Here is a 17,154-nt window from a genome sequence, read left to right as displayed (position 1 = left end):
TCGTGTACGTCGTTGACCAGCGAAGTTACTTACGAGTTGATCAAGGGCGTCGTGGATCACAGTGAGCCCACAGCCGTTGAAAGCTAAAGCATGCCTAACCTAAGCTCACGTTTCGTGACTGCGACCGAAGGGGTCGCGCCGACCGGCGCGCCCTCGCGTGCCCTGAGGCACCTGACCCTGTTCCTCGGCGGAATCGGCGCGCTGGCGCTGTGCGCCGCGCTGAGCCTCGCCCTCGGAACCCGTTCCGTCCCCCTGCCCACCGTGCTCGACGCGCTGTCCGGACACGCGGAGGGCCGGGACGCCCTGGTGGTGACGGGACTTCGGCTTCCGCGCACGCTCATCGGCCTCGCGGTCGGCGCCGCCCTCGGCGTCGCGGGCGCCGTGGCCCAGGGGATCACCCGCAACCCGCTCGCCTCCCCGACCACCCTGGGCATCAACGCGGGTGCGGGGTTCGCGGTCGTCGTCGCCATCTTCGCGCTGAGACTCACCGACCCCGTCGAGTACGTGGGGTTCGCCTTCGCCGGGGCCGCCGCAGCGGCCGTCCTCGCCCAGGCGCTGGCCCGCCGCGCCGGGGACATCGACCCCGTACGGCTCGCCCTCGGCGGCACGGTGCTCCAACTGGTGCTGCTGTCCTGGACCTCGGCCGTCATGCTGGCCAGTCAGCGCACCCTGGACGAGGCGCGCTTCTGGCTGGCGGGCTCCCTGGCGGGACGCCAACTCGACACGCTCTGGCCGGTGTTGCTGTCCCTGGTGCTCGGCCTGCTGCTCGCCGCGGCCGTCGCGCCCGCCCTCAACGCCCTCGCCCTGGGCGACGACTCGGCCCAGGCGCTCGGCGTACCCGTCACCCGCATCCGGCTCGCCGGAGGCCTCGCGGTCGTCCTCCTCGCCGGCTCCGCCGTCGCCGTCGCGGGCCCGGTCGCGTTCATCGGCCTCGCCGCGCCCCACCTGGTCCGCCCCCTCCTCGGCGGCGACCACCGCCTCCTCGTCCCCGGCTGCCTCGTCGCCGGCCCCCTGCTCCTGCTCACCGCCGACATCCTCGGCCGCCTGGTCATCCGCCCCGCGGAACTGGAGGTCGGCATCGTCACCGCGTTCCTCGGCGCGCCCCTGCTGGCCCTGCTCGCCCGGAAGGCCGCCCGATGACCCTGACGCACAAGGCGGTTGTACGTCCCGGCATGCGCCGCCCACCCGGCCGGCCCCGCCTCCTCGCGTACGGCGCCACCGGCCTCCTCGCCCTCCTCGCTCTGCTCACGGTCGCCGTCTCCACGGGGGAGATGAACATGCCCGCGTCCGTGGCGCTCCGCGCGCTGCTCGGGTTCGGCGATCCGGGCGACGTCCTGGTGGTGCGGGAGTTCCGGGCGCCGCGCGCCGTCGCCGCCGTCGTGGCCGGCGCCGGCCTGGGGGCGGCGGGCTGCGTCCTGCAACGGCTGTTCCGCAACCCCCTCGCCTCGCCGGACGTGATGGGGGTGACCGGCGGGGCCTCGCTCGGCGCGGTCGCCCTGCTGGCCGCCGGGGCCTCCCAACTCCTCATCCCGCTCGGTGCGTTGGCCGGTGGCCTGCTGGCCGCTTTGCTCCTCGGGGTGTTCGCCTGGCGGTCCGGGCTCGCCGTCACCCGCCTCGTCCTCACCGGCCTCGCCGTCCAGGCGGGCCTGGCCGCCGCGGTCAACCTGATGATCGTGCGCTTCCCCGCCGAACTCGCGGGCTCGGCCCTCCAGTGGACGACCGGGTCGGTGTACGGCCGCACCTGGACGGAGGTCTGGGGCGCGGGCGCCGCCGTGCTGCTCGCCCTGGCCGCCGCGCTGATCACCCACCGCCGTCTCGCCGTGCTCGACCTCGGCGACGACTCGGCGGGGGCGCTCGGCCTCGACACCTCCGCCGTACGCCTCCAACTGCTCCTCGTCGCGGTCGCGTTGGCCTCGCTGGCGGCGGCCCTCGCGGGGCCGGTCACCTTCGTCGCCCTCGCCGTCCCGCACATCGTCCGCTTCCTCACCGGCCCACCGACGGCGGCGACGCTCGCGCTGGCGGCGCTCACCGGGGCGGTCCTCCTCCTCGCCGCGGACCTCGTCGTCCAGCACGTCCTCCCGGTGGAGGGCCTGCCGGTCGGCGCCGTGACGGCGACGCTGGGGGCGCCGTGGCTGCTGCTGCTGATGCTCCGCCAGAGCGCGCCGGTGCGGAGGGGGGTGTGAGGGCGCGGTTCGTGGGGGGCCGGGGGGCGCGTTGTCGGGTGCGGGTGGATGGGGCCCCTCGCGCAGTTCCCCGCGCCCCTGAAAAGCAGGGGCTGCGCCCCGTGCTTTTCAGCCCGCAGCCCCGCCGCTTTCCAGGCCCGCAGCCCCGCCGCTTTTCAGCCAGTAGCCCCGCTGCTTTTCAGGCCCGCAGGGGCGCTGCTTTTCACGCCCGCAGGGCCGTGGTCCTTCAGGCCCGCAGGGGCCTGGTCTTTCAGGCCCGCAGGGGCCTGGTCTTTTAGGGGCGCGGGGAACTGCGCGAGAAGCCCCACCGGAGCCGCACCCGCCGACGAACCCCGCACCCCCCAACGAACCGCGCCCCCACCCCCCACCCCCCCCGCCCCCAGGAGCCCACCCCACATGCCCCCCACCAACCAACTCTCCACCCACCACCTCGACCTGCGCTACGGCGACCGCACAGTCGTCGGCGGGCTCGACCTGACCCTCCCCGGCGGGGCCGTGACCGCGATCGTCGGCCCCAACGCCTGCGGCAAATCGACCCTGTTGAGAGGGCTCAGCCGCCTGCTCGCCCCCACCGCCGGCACAGTCACCCTCGACGGCTCCGACATCCACCGCATGTCGGCCCGCGCACTGGCCCTGCGGATGGGACTGCTGCCGCAGCAGCCCGTCACCCCCGAGGCGACCACCGTCGAGGCGCTCGTCCGGCTCGGCCGCTTCCCCCACCAGCGTCTGCTGAGCCCCTGGTCGGCCGCCGACCAGCGAGCCGTGGACGAGGCCCTGGACTGCACCGGCACCACCGCGCTGCGCGACCAGCCCGTCGACAGACTCTCCGGCGGACAGCGCCAACGCGCCTGGATCGCCCTGGCGTTGGCGCAGGACACCGAACTGCTCCTGCTCGACGAACCGACCACCTTCCTCGACCTCCGGCACCAGCTCGACGTCCTCGACCTGGTCGCCGCCCTGCACGCCGAGGCCGGCCGCACCGTCGTCATGGTGCTGCACGACCTCGGACAGGCCGCCCGTTACGCCGACCACATGGTCGTGCTCAAGGACGGGCGCCTCGCCGCCGCCGGCCCACCGGCCGAGGTGCTCGACGCGGACCTGGTCAAGTCCGTGTTCGACGTGGACTGCCGGGTCATCCCCGACCCGGAGACCGGCACACCGCTGGTCGTCCCGAAGAGCGGCGCGGCACGGCACACCACCACGCCCGCCACCGCCTGACCGACCCGCCCCCGCGGTCCGACCGACCGCCCACCCCACTCACCCACTCCTCTCACCCACTCCTCCCCTCACCCCTTCACCCCTTCACCGAGAAAGACCACCCCCTCATGCTCAAGCGATCACCCCTGCGCGGATTCGGCCGTCCCACCGCCGCGCTGCTCACCGTCGTCCTCGGCACGGGCCTCCTGGCCGCCTGCGGCGACTCCGACACGGCGAAGACGGACGACGCCGCACAGGCCGGTGCCGACGGCGCCGCCTTCCCCCGCACCCTCAGGACCGTGATGGGCGACGTCGAGATCCCGGCGCAGCCCAAGAAGGTCGTCGTCCTCGACACCGGCGAACTCGACGACGTCACCCTGCTCGGCATCGACCCGGTCGGCGCCGTCGCCCCGCACTTCAAGACGGAGGGCGGCTTCCCCACGTATCTGGAGGGTGACCTCAAGAACACCACGGACGTCGGCCCGCTCCTGGAGCCGAACCTGGAGAAGATCGCCTCCCTCCAGCCCGACCTGATCCTGTCCTCCAAGGTCCGGCACGAGAAGGTCTACGACAAGCTCAGCGCCATCGCCCCGACCGTGTTCACCGAGACCACCGGCGGCGTCTGGAAGGAGAACCTCAAGGTCCACGCCGAGGCGCTGGGCCTGGAGGACGAGGCCGAGGCCAAGCTCGACGAGTACGAGCAGCGGGCCGAGGCGCTCGGTGAGGCGATCGAGAAGCAGGACGGCGCCCTGCCGACCGTCTCCGTCGTCCGCTTCGTCGCCGGCCCGACCCGCCTCTACGCCTCCAACTCCTACAGCGGTGTCGTCCTGGACGACGTCGGCTTCCAGCGCCCGAAGTCGCAGATCTCCGACGACCCGGCCGTGACCATGAAGGATGTCAGCCCCGAGGAGATCGACCAGGCCGACGCCGACCTGATCTTCGTCACCACCGCCGACACCCCGGACAAGACCCAGCAGAAGCAGGTCACCTCCAACCCCGTCTGGAAGGACCTGCCCGCCGTCAAGGACGGCAAGGTCTTCGAGGTCCCGGACGAGACCTGGATGTCCGGCATCGGCGTCCAGGCCGCCGAGGAGATGCTCGCCGACATCGCGAAGGCGACCGGCGTCGAACTCCCGAAGCAGTAACCCCCGCGGTACCAGGGGCGGGCCCCACCACGAGACGGGCCCGCCCCGCCCGACCCCCCACCCGCCAGCGGAAGCCGTGCCCCACCCCATGCGCCTGTACCTGCTCGCCCTCAACCCCACCGACTCCGTCACCGAGGGCTTCCTGCCCGCCGCCGCCCGGCTGGGCCTGGACATCACCCTCCTCACCGATCAGCCCGACGCGCACCGCGCGGCGTACCCGGACCGTCCCGGGATCGAGGTCCTCCACTGCGACGTACGGGACCACCGTGCCGTCATCACCCGGATCTCCCGCCACCACCGGCCCGACGCGGTCTTCACCAACAGCGACCACCTCCAGACCCAGGCCGCCCTCGCCGCCCACTACTTCGACCTCCCGGGCAAGGACTGGCGGGCCGCCCTGCGCGCCAAGGACAAGGGCGAGATGCGCCGCCACCTCGCCGCGGCAGGCGTGGACACGGTGTGGTCCGCCGAGATCACCGCCGCGGCCGACCTCACCGGCCGACTCGTCGTCGACGCCCCGTACCCCCTGGTCGTCAAGCCCCGCGAGGGCGTCGCCAGCGAGGACGTCGTGCTCGTCGACACCGCCGAGGACCTCGTGGCGCGCGCCGAGGAGATCCTGGCCCGGCGCCCGGGCAGCACCCTCGTCGTCGAGGAGTACCTGCCCGGGGAGCTGTACACCCTGGAGACCCTCGGCGACGGCCGCGTCCGGCACGTGCTCGGCGGCTTCCACACCGAGCTGTCCCCGCCGCCGTACTTCATCGAGGAGCGGCTCACCTTCCTCCCGGCCCACCCCGAGCCGGTCGTCGCTCAGGTGCTCGCCCAACTCGACGCGCTGGGCGTCGGATTCGGCGCCTGTCACACCGAGTTCGTCGTCCACGAGGGCCGGGCCCGCATCATCGAGGTCAACTACCGTGCCATCGGCGACCAGTGCGATCTGCTGCTCGCCCAGCTCCTCGACGTCCCGCTGTTCGAGCACATCCTCCGCACCCACCTCGGCAAGCCGCTCCCCGACGACCTGGGCATCCGGCGCGACGGCGCGGCCCGTCTGGAGTACCCCTGCGCCGACCGGGCCGGCACCCTCGTCGCCGCTCCCGCCGCGACCGACGTCACCGTCGACGGGGTGCGTCTGACGTACCGCCCGCTGCGCGCGCCCGGCGAGCACCACGAGCTGTACCGGACCAACCGCGACTACCTCGGCGTCCTCCGCGCCACCGGCACCGCTCAGCGGAGCGTGGACCGTGCGGTGGCGGACTTCCTCGCCGACCGACGCTGGGAGATCCAGCCGTGACCGCCCCGACCGCCGTGCCCCCGGAGGGCACCCCCATGACCGCAACGGCCCCCGAGACCACCGCTGTCCGCACGGCCACCCCCGCCGACACCACCGAGGCCGAACTGCTCACCCGTGTGCTCGGCGCCCTCCTCCGCGAGGACGTCGTGGGCCTGCGCACCCGCAGTACGCGCGTCGACCTGCCGGACGGCCTCTGGCTGCGCCTGCCCACCCCCGACGGCGACGACGCCCTCCTCCTCCCGGTCACCGAGGACGGCTTCCAGCACCCCGTCACCGCCCGACTGCCCCTGCTCGTCCGGGAGTCGGACGGGACCCACCTCCCCACCTGCGACACCGTCCTCGCCGCCCTGCGCGCCCTGGCCGACCCCGCCGACCGCGACGGCTTCGACGCCTACGCCGAGGAGTGCCGTCAGACCCTCACGACGATGCGGCTGCACGAGGAGACGGCACAGGAGATCGCCGAGGGGCTCACCGACCTCTACGGCGACGACCTCGCCGACTGGACGGGCCTGCGCGGCGGCCTGGCGTACGAGACGCTCGCGGCGCGACTCGACCACCCCGTCTACCCGACCGCACGCGGCCGCTCCGGCCTCGACGAGCGGCAACTGCGGGACCACGCACCCGAGTTCCATCCGACGTTCGCGCTCCGGTGGCTCGCCCTGCCCAGGGAGGCCGTCACCGTCGCCGGGGACCTCCCGGACGGCTGGCCCACCCCCTCCGGGCTCGGACTCGCGGACCTCGACCACACCCATGTCACCCTGCCCGTCCACCCGTTGACCGTCGGCGCGCCCCTGGACGCGGCGCTGCGCGAGGCCGGGCTCGCGGACCGGGCCGTCCTCGCCGACCGGGCGTACCTCCCGGTCGTCCCCACCCTGTCGATGCGTACGGTCGCCCCCGCCTCCGCCCCCTCCCTGCACCTCAAACTGCCCCTGGCCACCGCCACCCTGGGCCTGCGCAACAAGCGGTCCATCAAGCCGGGGACCCTCGTCGACGGTGCCGCCGGACAGCGGCTCCTCGCGGAGGTGACCGACCGCGAGCCCCGCTTCCGGGGCCGGGTGCTGCACGCCGACGAGACGGTGTACGCGCACGCCGGACACGAACTGCTCGCCGTCCTGTGCCGCCGCTATCCGACGGACCTCGACGACTGCGCCGTCGTCCCCATGGCCGCCCTCCTCGCCGAGGCCCCCGGCGGACGTCTGGTCGTCGACCATCTCGCCGACCGCCACCACGGCGGCGACCCGCTCGCGCTGCTCGACGCCGTGCTCACCCTGTTGTTCGACTGGCAGACCACGCTCTTCGGCTACGGCATCGCCCTGGAATCGCACCAGCAGAACATCTCCCTGGTGTTCGGCCCCGGCCCCGGAGACCTGCGCCTGCTGCTGAAGGACAACGACGGGCCCCGCGTCAACCGCGCCCGACTGGCCGCCAGGCTCGGTGCGGACGGGGGGAGCCGGGGCTTCGACGACCCCCGCACCTTCACCACCGACGACCGGGCGGTGGCCGACCTGTTCACCACCATCACCGTCCACCTCTGCGCCGGCGCCTACGCGTTCGGCCTGGCCCGGCACGGCCGTGCCCCGCTGGCCGAGCTGCTGCGTCTGGTCCGCGACCGCCTCACCGAGGCCGTCGACCGCCTCGGCGGGGACGCGGCGGACGTCCTGCGGGCGCGGGTGCTCGACGCGCCCGAGCTGCCGGTGAAGGCGATGGTGACCGCCGGGACCCTGCTCAGCAAGGCCCGGTCGGGCGCCGCCGACATCAACAAGCACTACACCACCGGGCCCAACTACCTCCTGGGGGAGGGTGGTTCGGCATGACCGCCGAGGCGCTCGCGGTGTCGCGCCCCGCGTTCGGCCGCCGACAGGTGCACGCGGTGGCCGCCTGCTACTTCGTGGCGTCGTTCGCCGCGCTGGGGCTGCCGCCGTACTTCACCCAGATCCTGCCCGAACTGGGCGACCGCGCGGGCCGCTGGGCAGGTGTGCTGTACGTCGTGCCCACCGTGTTCAGCGCACTCGCGGCACCCCTGTGGGGGCGGCTCGCCGACCGCTTCGGACGAAAACGACTGCTGCTGCGGGCCCAGTTGGGCCTCGCCGTCTCCTTCCTGCTGGCGGGCTGGGCCGACTCGCTCACCATGTTCACGGCGGCACTGGTGCTCCAGGGCATCCTGGGCGGCACGTTCGCCGCCTCCAACGGCTATCTGGGCGCCGCCCTGGACGGTCCGCGGCTGTCGAGGGCGCTGACCCTGATGCAGGGCAGCGCGCGGGCCGCCCTCGTCTTCGCGCCGATCGTCGTCGGCGCGCTGTCACCGTGGCTCTCCCCGCACCGCCAATACGCCCTCCTCGCCCTGCTCCCGCTCGCCGCCGCCCTGCTGCTCGTCGCGCTGCCCGAACCGGCCGAGGCCGAGGAGACGGCGGAGCGGGAGCCGGAGGCCGCCGACCCCGCCCCCAGGGCCGCCCTGCGCCGGCTCTACGCCCTGGAGTTCGCCTTCGTGTTCTCCACCGTGATCTCCTTCCCCTATCTGATCTCCCTCGTCCAGGAACGCCTCCCCGGGGCCTCCGCCGCCCTGTCCGGCCTGCTCTTCGCCCTGCCGCACCTGTGCTACCTGCTCACCGCCCTGACGGTGCACCGCGCCGTCCGCAGCCGCCCCCGGCACGGCATCGCCCTCGGCTTCGCACTGATCGCCCTGGGCCTCGCCGGACACGGCGTGGCCGACACCCTGCCGGGCCTCGTCGCCGTACGGCTGCTCCTCGGCGCGGGACTCACCCTCGGCATGGTCGGTCTGTCGGTCCTGGCGGCCGACTGCGCCCGCGGCCGCGCCCCTGGCGGGATGTTCGGCTCCCTGGAGTTCTTCTCCAAGGCCGGCGCCGTCGCCGCCGGAGTGACCGCCGCCGTGGGCAGCGCCCGGTTCGGGCCCGCCGCCCCGGTGCTCATAGGCGGCGGCATAGCCGCACTCACCGTCTTCGCGACCCTCCTTCCCCCACATCCGCGTACCCGCTGGAGCCACTGAATGCCCCCGCTCACCGACTCGCTCGGTACCACCCACCTGCCCACCGCCGACGACGCGGTGGCCCACACCCTCCTCAACTGCCTGCTGCGCGAGGTGTCCGGCCCCGAACACCAGACCGCCGTCATCGACGGTCACCTCCTGCTCCGCCTGCCCCGCCGCGGCCTCCTCCTCCGGGTCGCCCTGCGGCGCACGTCGCTGCTGGGCGCCCACCGCTTCACCGGCCCCGTCCAGGAGCAGTCCGACACCGGCTGGGCCCCGCTGGACTGGCGCCGGCTCGCCGAGTACACGCACGACGAGCTGTCCCTGCGCACCGGGGTCCGCAACGACGAGTTCCTGCACCAGATCGACTCCAGCCACCGCACCGTCGCCACCGCGCTCGCGGGCCGCGCGGCCGGTGAGCGCGCAGGGCGTGAGTCCGCCGCGCCGGGCCCGCGCGCCACCACCCCCGACGGGCAGCCGGACTACCTCGCCTCCGAGCAGTCGCTGCTCTTCGGCCACCGCTTCCACCCCACCCCCAAGGCCCGCACGGGCGACGCGGACGCCTGGCAGTCGTACGCCCCCGAGGCCGGGGCCTCCTTCCCGCTGCGCCACCTCGCCGTCCGCGACCACCTGATCGCCGAAGAGAGTGCCGAGGAGGGCGCCACCGCCGTGCTCGACCGGGAACGCGGTGACGTCCCCGAGGGCTACCGTGTGCTGCCCGCCCACCCCTGGCAGTACGCGATGCTCCGCGAACACCGGCTGCTGCGGGAGGCGTTGGGCCGCGGCGACATCCTCGACCTGGGTCCCGGCGGCCGGGAGTACGCGGCCACCGCCTCCGTCCGCACCCTCTTCGACGGCGACACCTTCCTGAAGTTCAGCCTCAACGTCCGCATCACCAACTGCCTGCGCAAGAACGCCAGTTACGAACTCTCCGGCGCCGTCGCCCTCACCCGCGTGCTGGCCCCCGCCCTCACCGACCTGCAGACCCGCTTCCCCGGCAGCGCGATGCTCCGCGAACCCGCCTACCGCAGCCTCGCCCTGCCCGGCCCCGACGGCACCCCCGACCGGTCCCTCCTCGAAGGCTTCGGTGTCATCGTCCGCGAGGGCCTGTCCCGGCGGCTGCTGCCGGGCACGACCCCGCTGCTGGCGGCCGCCGTCGCCGACGAGTACCCCACCAGCGCCGCCCACGTCTCCCGCCTGCTCGACGGGGCCGGACCGCGGACCGCCCTGCACTGGTGGCAGGCGTACCTGCGGCTGCTCGTCCCGCCCGTGCTCGCCGCCTACTTCGACCACGGCCTCGTTCTGGAACCCCACCTCCAGAACGTCCTGATCTGCGTCGACGGCGACGGGATGCCCGCCCAGGTCCTCTTCCGCGACCTGGAGGGCACCAAGCTCGTCCCCGACCACCACGCCGACGCCCTCGCCGCGCTCCCGCCCGAGGTGGCGGGCCCCCTGTCGTACGACGCCCGGCGCGGCTGGGACCGAGTGGTGTACTGCCTGCTCGTCAACCATGTCGCCGAACTGCTCGCCGCGCTCGCCGACCTGCACCCCGAGACCGAGGCCGACCTGTGGGCCGCGGTCCGGGCGGCCATCCGGGACTACGCCGACGAGGAGGGCTGCCCGCCTCGCCTCGCCGCCCTCCTGGCGGGCGTCCCGCTCCCCGCCAAGACCAACCTCCTCACCCGCTGGGAACGCAAGGCCGACCGCGAGGCCGGTTACGTCCGTCTGCCCTCACCCCTCGCCGAGGACGTCCTGCGCTGGAGCCCCCGGTGAACCACGAGCCCCGGACGAGCCGCCGGCGCGTCATGAGCCAGGAGTCCACGATGACCCTCCCCACCCCCGCCGTGCGCGACCGAGTCCTCGCCCTGTCACCCGCCGAACTACCCGCCTACGTCTACGACTTGGCGGCGCTGCGGGAGCACGCCGCGTACGTGCGCGAGATGCTCCCCGAGCGGGTCGAGCTGTACTACGCGGCCAAGGCCAACCCGGAGCCGCGGATCCTGGCCGCGCTCGGCCCGTACGTCGACGGCTACGAGGTCTCCTCCGGCGGCGAACTCGCCCACGTCGCCGAGGCGGTGCCGGGCCGCCCGCTGGCCTTCGGCGGGCCGGGCAAGACCCCCGACGAGATCCGGGCCGCCCTGGAGCGGGGGGTCCGACGCTTCCACGTCGAGAGCGAGCACGACCTGCGCGTGCTCGCCGAGCTGGCCCGCCGGGCGGCGCCGACCGCGCGGGTCGGGGTGCTGCTCCGCTTCAACCTCGCGGTGGCGGACGGCTCGCTGGCGGGCAGCTCCCTCGCGATGGGCGGCCGGCCCACCCCCTTCGGCCTGGACCCCACCCAGGCGCGGGACGTGCTCCGCCCCCTCACGGACGGCACCCACCCGTACCTCGAACTCCGCGGCGTGCACGCCCACTTGGCCAGCGGACTCGACGCACCCGAACTGCTCTCGGTGGCCCGCTCGATCGTGGAGTGGGCCACGGGCCTGGGCGTACCGATCTCCGAGGTGAACGTGGGTGGCGGCATGGCCGTCGACTACGCACGCCCCGAGAGCCGCTTCGACTGGCGGACGTACGGCGCGGGCCTGGCCGAACTCGCCGACGCCCAGCCGGAACTGACGCTGCGTGTCGAACCCGGCCGCGCGCTCACCGCGTACTGCGGCTGGTACGCCACCGAGGTGCTGGACGTGAAGCGCAGCCACGGCGAGGAGTTCGCCGTGGTCCGGGGCGGCACCCATCATCTGCGCACCCCGGCGACCAAGGGGCACGACCAGCCGTGCTCGGTGCTGACGGTGGAGGAGTGGCCGTACCCCTGGCCGCGCCCGGCGGCCGAGGGGGAGTACGTCAGCCTCACCGGCCAGCTGTGCACACCGAAGGACCTGCTCGCCCGGGACGCCCACGCCCCCGGGCTGCGCGCGGGGGACCGGGTGGCCTTCGCCCTCGCGGGCGCGTACGCCTGGAACATCTCGCACCACGACTTCCTGATGCATCCGCGCCCCGGCTTCCACTTCCTGGACCGGCCGATGGGGGAGGGTGACCGTTGACAGGTGGACGGGCCGGGCGCAGACTCGACCCCAGAGAGTGAAGTGAATTTCACTAGACGAACAAGGCGAACAAGGTCGGCGCCCGGGGGACGGGACGCGGCTCGTCCTCAACGACGAGGAGTACTCAATGCACACCACCGTCGGCATCATCGGCGGCGGCCCCGCGGGGCTGTTGCTGGCCCGCCTGCTGCACAACGCGGGAATCGACAGTGTGGTCCTGGAACGCAAGGACCGCACCTATGTCGAGCAGCGCCAGCGCGCCGGAATCCTGGAGCAGGCCACCGTCGACGTGCTGCGCTCCGCCGGGGCAGGCGCACGGCTGGACGCCGAGGGCATCCCCCACGACGGCATCGAGCTGCGCTTCGACGGCCGGGCCCACCGCGTCGACTTCCCCGAGCTGACCGGCGGCCGCCGCGTCTGGGTCTACGCCCAGACCGAGGTGGTCAAGGACCTCATCGCCCTCCAGCTCACCGACGGCGGACCGCTGCTGTTCGAGGCGGAGGTGCACGCGGTGGAGGGCGCCGACACCGACCGGCCCGTGATCCGGTACACGCACGAGGGCCGCGAGCAGACGCTGACCTGCGACTACGTGGTCGGCTGCGACGGCTTCCACGGTGTGGCCAGGGACGCCGTCCCGGACGGCGTGCGGACGACGTACGAGCGGACGTACCCCTACTCCTGGCTGGGCATCCTCGCCGACGCCCCGCCCGTCTACGAGGAGCTGATCTACGCCCACTCCGAACGCGGCTTCGCGCTGGCGAGCATGCGGTCCCCGTCCGTGAGCCGCCTCTACCTCCAGGTCCCGAACGGCACCGACCCGGCCGACTGGTCCGACGAACGGATCTGGGACGAGCTGGACGCCCGGTTCGCGCTGACCGCCAACCCGGGCTGGCGGCTCAAGCGGGGGCCCGTCACGTCCAAGGCGGTCCTGCCGATGCGCAGCCACGTCACCGAGCCGATGCGTCACGGCCGGCTCTTCCTGGCGGGGGACGCCGCCCACATCGTGCCGCCCACCGGCGCCAAGGGCCTCAATCTGGCCGCCACCGACGTCATCGTGCTGGCCCGCGCCTTCGCCAGGCTCAAGGAGACCGGCTCGACCGACCTGCTCGACGCCTACTCCGACACCTGTCTGCGCCGGGTCTGGCGGGCCGAGCACTTCTCGTACTTCATGACCACGACCCTCCACACCGACCCGGGGCAGTCGCCGTTCGAGACCCGGCTCCAGCTCTCGCAGCTCGACCGCGTCGCCACCTCGCGCCACGCGGCGGCCGAACTCGCCGAGAACTACACGGGCCTCCCGCTCGACGCGGGGCACCGGTCGGCGTAGGGCCGCGACCGTGCGGCGCTCACGGCTGAGGGCCGGTGAGCGCACGGCTGTGGGCGCTCTCCCTGCCGCGCACAGGGGGAGCGCCCTGAAAGCCGTCGGTGTCAGTGGGCGCCGAGGCCGCCGCTGCCGAAGCCGCCGCTGCTGTTGTTGCTCCAGCGCGGCCGCTCCTTGTCGGGACTCGGCCGGGTCCCCTGGTTGCCGTGCACCTCGTACGGTGTCAGCCGGCGGTCGCTCTGGGGGATCTCGTCCGGCTCGCGGTGCGACCGCTCCTCGTGGACAGGGCCGCCCTCGGGAATCCGGGGCTGCTCGTCGGGGCGCGGTCGGCGCGGCTCACGGGCTCGTACACGGGCGCCCAGCCAGAGCGCGCCGATCAGCATGGCCACCACCGCGACGCCTGCCAGGAACGGGGCGATACCGCCCAGGACACTGCGTTCTGCGGCTATATCAGTCCATTCCATGTTCATAAGGGATGAATACCCCCAATATGTCGAGTGAACCGGCCCCGTTCCGCAGGGGCGGCCCGGGAGCGGACGGGTGCCCCGCCCGGTACCGGGGGAAACGGAATCCCGCGAACCGGGGGCGGGAGGGCGCCGCACCCCGTGTTCGCCGGGGACGCCGCCGTTGGCCGGCGGGGGCGCGGCCGTGTTTGGCGGGGGCGCCTCCGGCTACCCGCCCGGGGTGACCTCGACGACGACATCCCACCAGGAACTCATCCGGTTCCTCGAGGACCGTTTCGCCTGTGCGCAGGCCTGCACCGAATGCGCGCGTGCCTGCGCGCTGCGGGCGAGCCTCGCCGATCCGGACGGCCCCGAGGGTCAGGAGAAGATGCGACGCAAGGGCATCATGTGCGCGGAGGTGTGCGACGCCACGTGCAGGGTGCTCTCCGAGCAGACCAGCCTCGACGAGGGCGCCATCCGGCTCCAGGTGGAGTGGTGCCGGACCGTCGCCCTGGAGTGCGCCCGCGTCTTCGACGACACCCCCGGCGCCGAGGACGGTGCCAAGACCTGCCGCGAGTGCGCCCAGGCCTGCACGGACTTCCTCGCCGTCCTCCGCTGAACCGCCGCGCCGCGCGCCGTGCCGTGAAAAGGGGGTCGCCCTCGCCTGTTCCCAATTACTGGAACACGTTCTAGCGTGTGCGCCGTCAGGTCGGCCCTGGGGAGCCTGGAGGCGCCGTGCACCTCGAATACACGCCCGAGCAGCAGCGGCTGCGCACCGAACTGCGCGCCTACTTCGCCGAGTTGGTCCCGGACGGCGCCTACACCCGCCATGCCGACCCGGCCGCCCAGAAGCGGTTCTACCGGGAGACCATCCGCCGCCTCGGCGGTGACGGCTGGCTCGGCGTGGGCTGGCCCGAGGAGTACGGCGGGCGCGGTCTGACCGCCATCGAACAGTTCATCTTCTTCGACGAGGCCGCCCAGGCCGGCGTCCCCCTGCCGCTGATGGCGCTCAACACCGTCGGGCCGACGATCATGCAGTACGGCACCGAGGAGCAGAAGTCGTACTTCCTGCCCCGCGTCCTCTCCGGCGAGATCGACTTCGCCATCGGCTACAGCGAACCCGACGCGGGCACGGACCTGGCGTCGCTGAGGACCCGCGCGGTCCGCGACGGCGACGAGTACGTGGTCAACGGGCAGAAGATCTGGACGACCAACGGCGACACGGCCGACTGGGTGTGGCTGGCGACCCGCACCGACCCCGACGCCCCGCCCCACAAGGGCATCACCATGCTCCTCGTCCCGACCACGGAACCCGGCTACTCCTGCACCCTCATCAACACCCTCGCCTCCCACGACACCACCGCCAGCTACTACGAGAACATCCGCGTCCCCGTCTCCCGCCGCGTCGGTGAGGAGAACAAGGGCTGGCGGCTGATCACCAACCAGCTCAACCACGAACGCGTCACCCTCGCCGCCCACGGCACGATGGCCATCCGCTCCCTGCACAACGTGCAGCGCTGGGCCATGGAGACCAAACTCGCCGACGGCCGCCGCGTCATCGACCTGCCCTGGGTGCGCCGCCTGCTCGCCCGCACCCACACCCGGCTCGACGCCCTCAAACTCCTCAACTGGCGCATGGTCAGCGCCGTCCAGGACGGCACGCTCACCCCGCAGGACGCCTCCGCCGTCAAGGTCTACGGCTCCGAGGCCCGCCGTGACGCGTACGCCTGGCTCATGGAGATCGTCGCCGCCGCGGGCGCCCTCAAGGAGGGCTCGGCCGGCGCGGTCCTCCACGGCGAACTCGAACGCGGCTACCGCTCGGCCGTCATCTTCACCTTCGGCGGCGGAAACAACGAGATCCAGCGCGAGATCATCTCGTGGATCGGCCTGGGGATGCCCCGAGTACGGCGCTGATCGATTGTGACCACAGACGCTAGTTGTCACATACCGGGGATAGTTGGCACCAAAACTCTAAGGGGTCGAGGTGGTGGCTGAGTCGTCGCGCGGCAGTTGCCGCGAGGACTTGAATCGTCGTCGACTCTGAATCCGTGGCGAGGATGGCCCCAGCCGGTTACCTTCTGGCCAGGCCAGTTCACTTTATGTCCGCTGCCTGTGGTTACGTTTGACATTCAAGATCGAGTGGTTACCGTCTGCCGGGTCGCGAGTTCTCCGTCGGGGCCGCGTCCGAGGTTGCCCGTGGACGTACACCAGCGGCAGCGGGCGTTCTGACGGGGATCTTGGAGATGCCGTTCGCGGGTTCGAGGACGGTGGATGACTGATCCGAGATCGTCGCCGCTCTCGTGCAGGCCGGCGGATGCGAGAAGGAAGTGGGTCACGGCCTCGCCGACGGCGAGTGTGTTGAAGGGCATCACGCTGGGTGCGGGTACGCCGGGGACGTACCGGGCCTGTTCGCGTTCGGCCTCGGGGTGCATTTCGATGGCGAGTTCGGTGGGCTTCCGATATCGCTGCGCTCGGCTGCGAGCAGCCGCGGGAGGTTGGTCGCGTCGACGGTTTCGTTGTCGATGAGGACGAGATCCCCGACGCCGAGCCGGGCGAGTTCTTCGACGAGGATGCTGCCCACACCGCCAAGGCCGACGACGGCGACGCGTAGGCGGGCAAGTGTTTCTTGTCCGCGATCGCCAAGAAGTCGTGCTGCCGGTCCCACATGGGGTCGGCGGCGGCGGGCGCCACGGGACTTGGTCGCAGCCGAATGAGGTTCCCGACGGGGACGACGGTTTCGCTCAGAGTCGTCCTGCTGCCGTCGGGAAGCCACAGGTCGCCTGCGGCGGCGTGCGGGGTGAGGACGAGGCCGCCGACCGCTCAGCGGACGCTTCAGAAGCGGGCGGCAGGAGTTCGACGTTAGCCCACCAGGCTCCCGCGGCGACGCTGAGAACGAGAGCGACACCCCCGTCGCCCTGACGGCGACCTTCGGCGTCTGTCGGTCACCGGCGAGCCGTGCCTCCGCATCTACGCAATCCGTGTTCTGCCAGTGTGTCCAGTGCAGATCTCCTGACCTCGGGTGCACGCTCCAGGCTTCGATGGGCCCCGTGCTTGTCAATTGGTCGAGTGCATCCGTGAACTCTGTTGCGGCCAGCTCGCACTCGCGTCCAGTTGATCTACTTCCGCTATTCCGTACCAGCTCAAGCACCGGCCGACTGGGAGCCCTTCGATCCCATGCTCCACCGCGCACACATCCACAACCACCTGCCGGACCACGTCCGTCGTCAACGCCCGACGCACCACGAGCACGGACGGCTGGGCCGTGACGTCGTACCACGCCATCGGTGAAGACGTACCTACGGGAAATGATGCACAAGCTCGCCGCCCGCAACCGGGCCCAGCTCATCTCCAACGCCCGCACTCGCGGGCTGCTCTGAGCGAAGCCGGCGTGATCGCCACCGAGCTCACGCCCGCACCCGGAGCCAGGCCAGTCAGCTCCTGCTGCCAAGCGCCGATGCCCCGCTAGGGCGCGTCTCTAGTTGGGATCATCAGGTTTGCAGAAGGCTGCCGATCCAGATGGTGGCTGCGCGGAGATGAAGTCCGGCCAGGTAGCTCT

The 17,154-nt window shown here is 72.6% G+C and carries 14 protein-coding genes; 12 read left to right on the top strand and 2 right to left on the bottom strand.

What is annotated here, in order from left to right; genetic code table 11:
* Window positions 1–171 precede the first annotated feature (171 nt).
* The 10 genes from ACZ52C_RS37890 (at window position 172) to ACZ52C_RS37845 (ending at window position 13,161) form a co-directional block, all read left to right on the top strand.
* On the top strand, window positions 172–1,140 hold the full coding sequence (locus ACZ52C_RS37890) for a FecCD family ABC transporter permease (RefSeq protein WP_469079169.1): 969 nt from the start codon (window positions 172–174) through the stop codon (window positions 1,138–1,140).
* Entirely contained in the window at window positions 1,137–2,183 is a 1,047-nt protein-coding gene (locus tag ACZ52C_RS37885; RefSeq protein ID WP_469079085.1) for an iron chelate uptake ABC transporter family permease subunit, read from the top strand. Before ACZ52C_RS37890 ends, ACZ52C_RS37885 begins: the two co-directional genes overlap by 4 nt.
* A 396-nt stretch (window positions 2,184–2,579) precedes the next feature.
* Complete coding sequence (locus ACZ52C_RS37880; RefSeq protein WP_469079084.1) at window positions 2,580–3,401, top strand: ABC transporter ATP-binding protein; 822 nt, start codon at window positions 2,580–2,582, stop codon at window positions 3,399–3,401.
* 107 nt (window positions 3,402–3,508) lie between these two features.
* On the top strand, window positions 3,509–4,525 hold the full coding sequence (locus tag ACZ52C_RS37875) for an ABC transporter substrate-binding protein (protein ID WP_469079083.1): 1,017 nt from the start codon (window positions 3,509–3,511) through the stop codon (window positions 4,523–4,525).
* Window positions 4,526–4,613: 88 nt separating this feature from the next.
* Window positions 4,614–5,813 carry an ATP-grasp domain-containing protein gene (locus ACZ52C_RS37870; protein WP_469079168.1) on the top strand — a complete coding sequence of 400 codons (1,200 nt, stop codon included), beginning with the start codon at window positions 4,614–4,616 and terminating at the stop codon, window positions 5,811–5,813.
* 35 nt (window positions 5,814–5,848) lie between these two features.
* The gene (locus tag ACZ52C_RS37865) at window positions 5,849–7,627 is read left to right on the top strand and encodes an IucA/IucC family protein (RefSeq protein WP_469079167.1); all 1,779 of its coding nucleotides are present in this window, start codon (window positions 5,849–5,851) and stop codon (window positions 7,625–7,627) included.
* Window positions 7,624–8,817, top strand: a complete 1,194-nt coding sequence (locus ACZ52C_RS37860; RefSeq protein WP_469079082.1) for an MFS transporter — start codon at window positions 7,624–7,626, stop codon at window positions 8,815–8,817. The genes ACZ52C_RS37865 and ACZ52C_RS37860 overlap by 4 nt, the downstream gene beginning before the upstream one ends.
* Window positions 8,818–10,569 (top strand): IucA/IucC family protein, encoded by a 1,752-nt coding sequence (locus tag ACZ52C_RS37855; RefSeq protein ID WP_469079081.1) that lies wholly within the window; start codon window positions 8,818–8,820, stop codon window positions 10,567–10,569.
* A gap of 50 nt (window positions 10,570–10,619) precedes the next feature.
* Window positions 10,620–11,834: a type III PLP-dependent enzyme gene (locus tag ACZ52C_RS37850; RefSeq protein ID WP_469079080.1), complete on the top strand. Its 1,215-nt coding sequence runs from the start codon at window positions 10,620–10,622 to the stop codon at window positions 11,832–11,834.
* A gap of 127 nt (window positions 11,835–11,961) precedes the next feature.
* Entirely contained in the window at window positions 11,962–13,161 is a 1,200-nt protein-coding gene (locus tag ACZ52C_RS37845; RefSeq protein WP_469079079.1) for a 4-hydroxybenzoate 3-monooxygenase, read from the top strand.
* Window positions 13,162–13,262: 101 nt separating this feature from the next.
* Here ACZ52C_RS37845 and ACZ52C_RS37840 read toward each other — a convergent pair whose 3' ends face one another.
* On the bottom strand, window positions 13,263–13,625 hold the full coding sequence (locus tag ACZ52C_RS37840; protein WP_469079078.1) for a DUF6479 family protein: 363 nt from the start codon (window positions 13,623–13,625) through the stop codon (window positions 13,263–13,265).
* Window positions 13,626–13,839: 214 nt separating this feature from the next.
* Here ACZ52C_RS37840 and ACZ52C_RS37835 point away from each other — a divergent pair, with 214 nt between their 5' ends.
* Complete coding sequence (locus ACZ52C_RS37835) at window positions 13,840–14,217, top strand: four-helix bundle copper-binding protein (RefSeq protein ID WP_469079077.1); 378 nt, start codon at window positions 13,840–13,842, stop codon at window positions 14,215–14,217.
* Between the two features lie 116 nt (window positions 14,218–14,333).
* Window positions 14,334–15,512, top strand: coding sequence for an acyl-CoA dehydrogenase family protein (locus ACZ52C_RS37830; protein WP_469079076.1), 1,179 nt, complete (start codon window positions 14,334–14,336; stop codon window positions 15,510–15,512).
* A gap of 454 nt (window positions 15,513–15,966) precedes the next feature.
* Here ACZ52C_RS37830 and ACZ52C_RS37825 read toward each other — a convergent pair whose 3' ends face one another.
* Entirely contained in the window at window positions 15,967–16,263 is a 297-nt protein-coding gene (locus ACZ52C_RS37825; protein WP_469079075.1) for a ThiF family adenylyltransferase, read from the bottom strand.
* Window positions 16,264–17,154 lie beyond the last annotated feature (891 nt).

The sequence above is a fragment of the Streptomyces sp. NPDC034049 genome, assembly GCF_055575575.1.
Note: the sequence above shows the minus strand (reverse complement) of the source record. Positions and strands in the feature narration are given on the sequence as shown.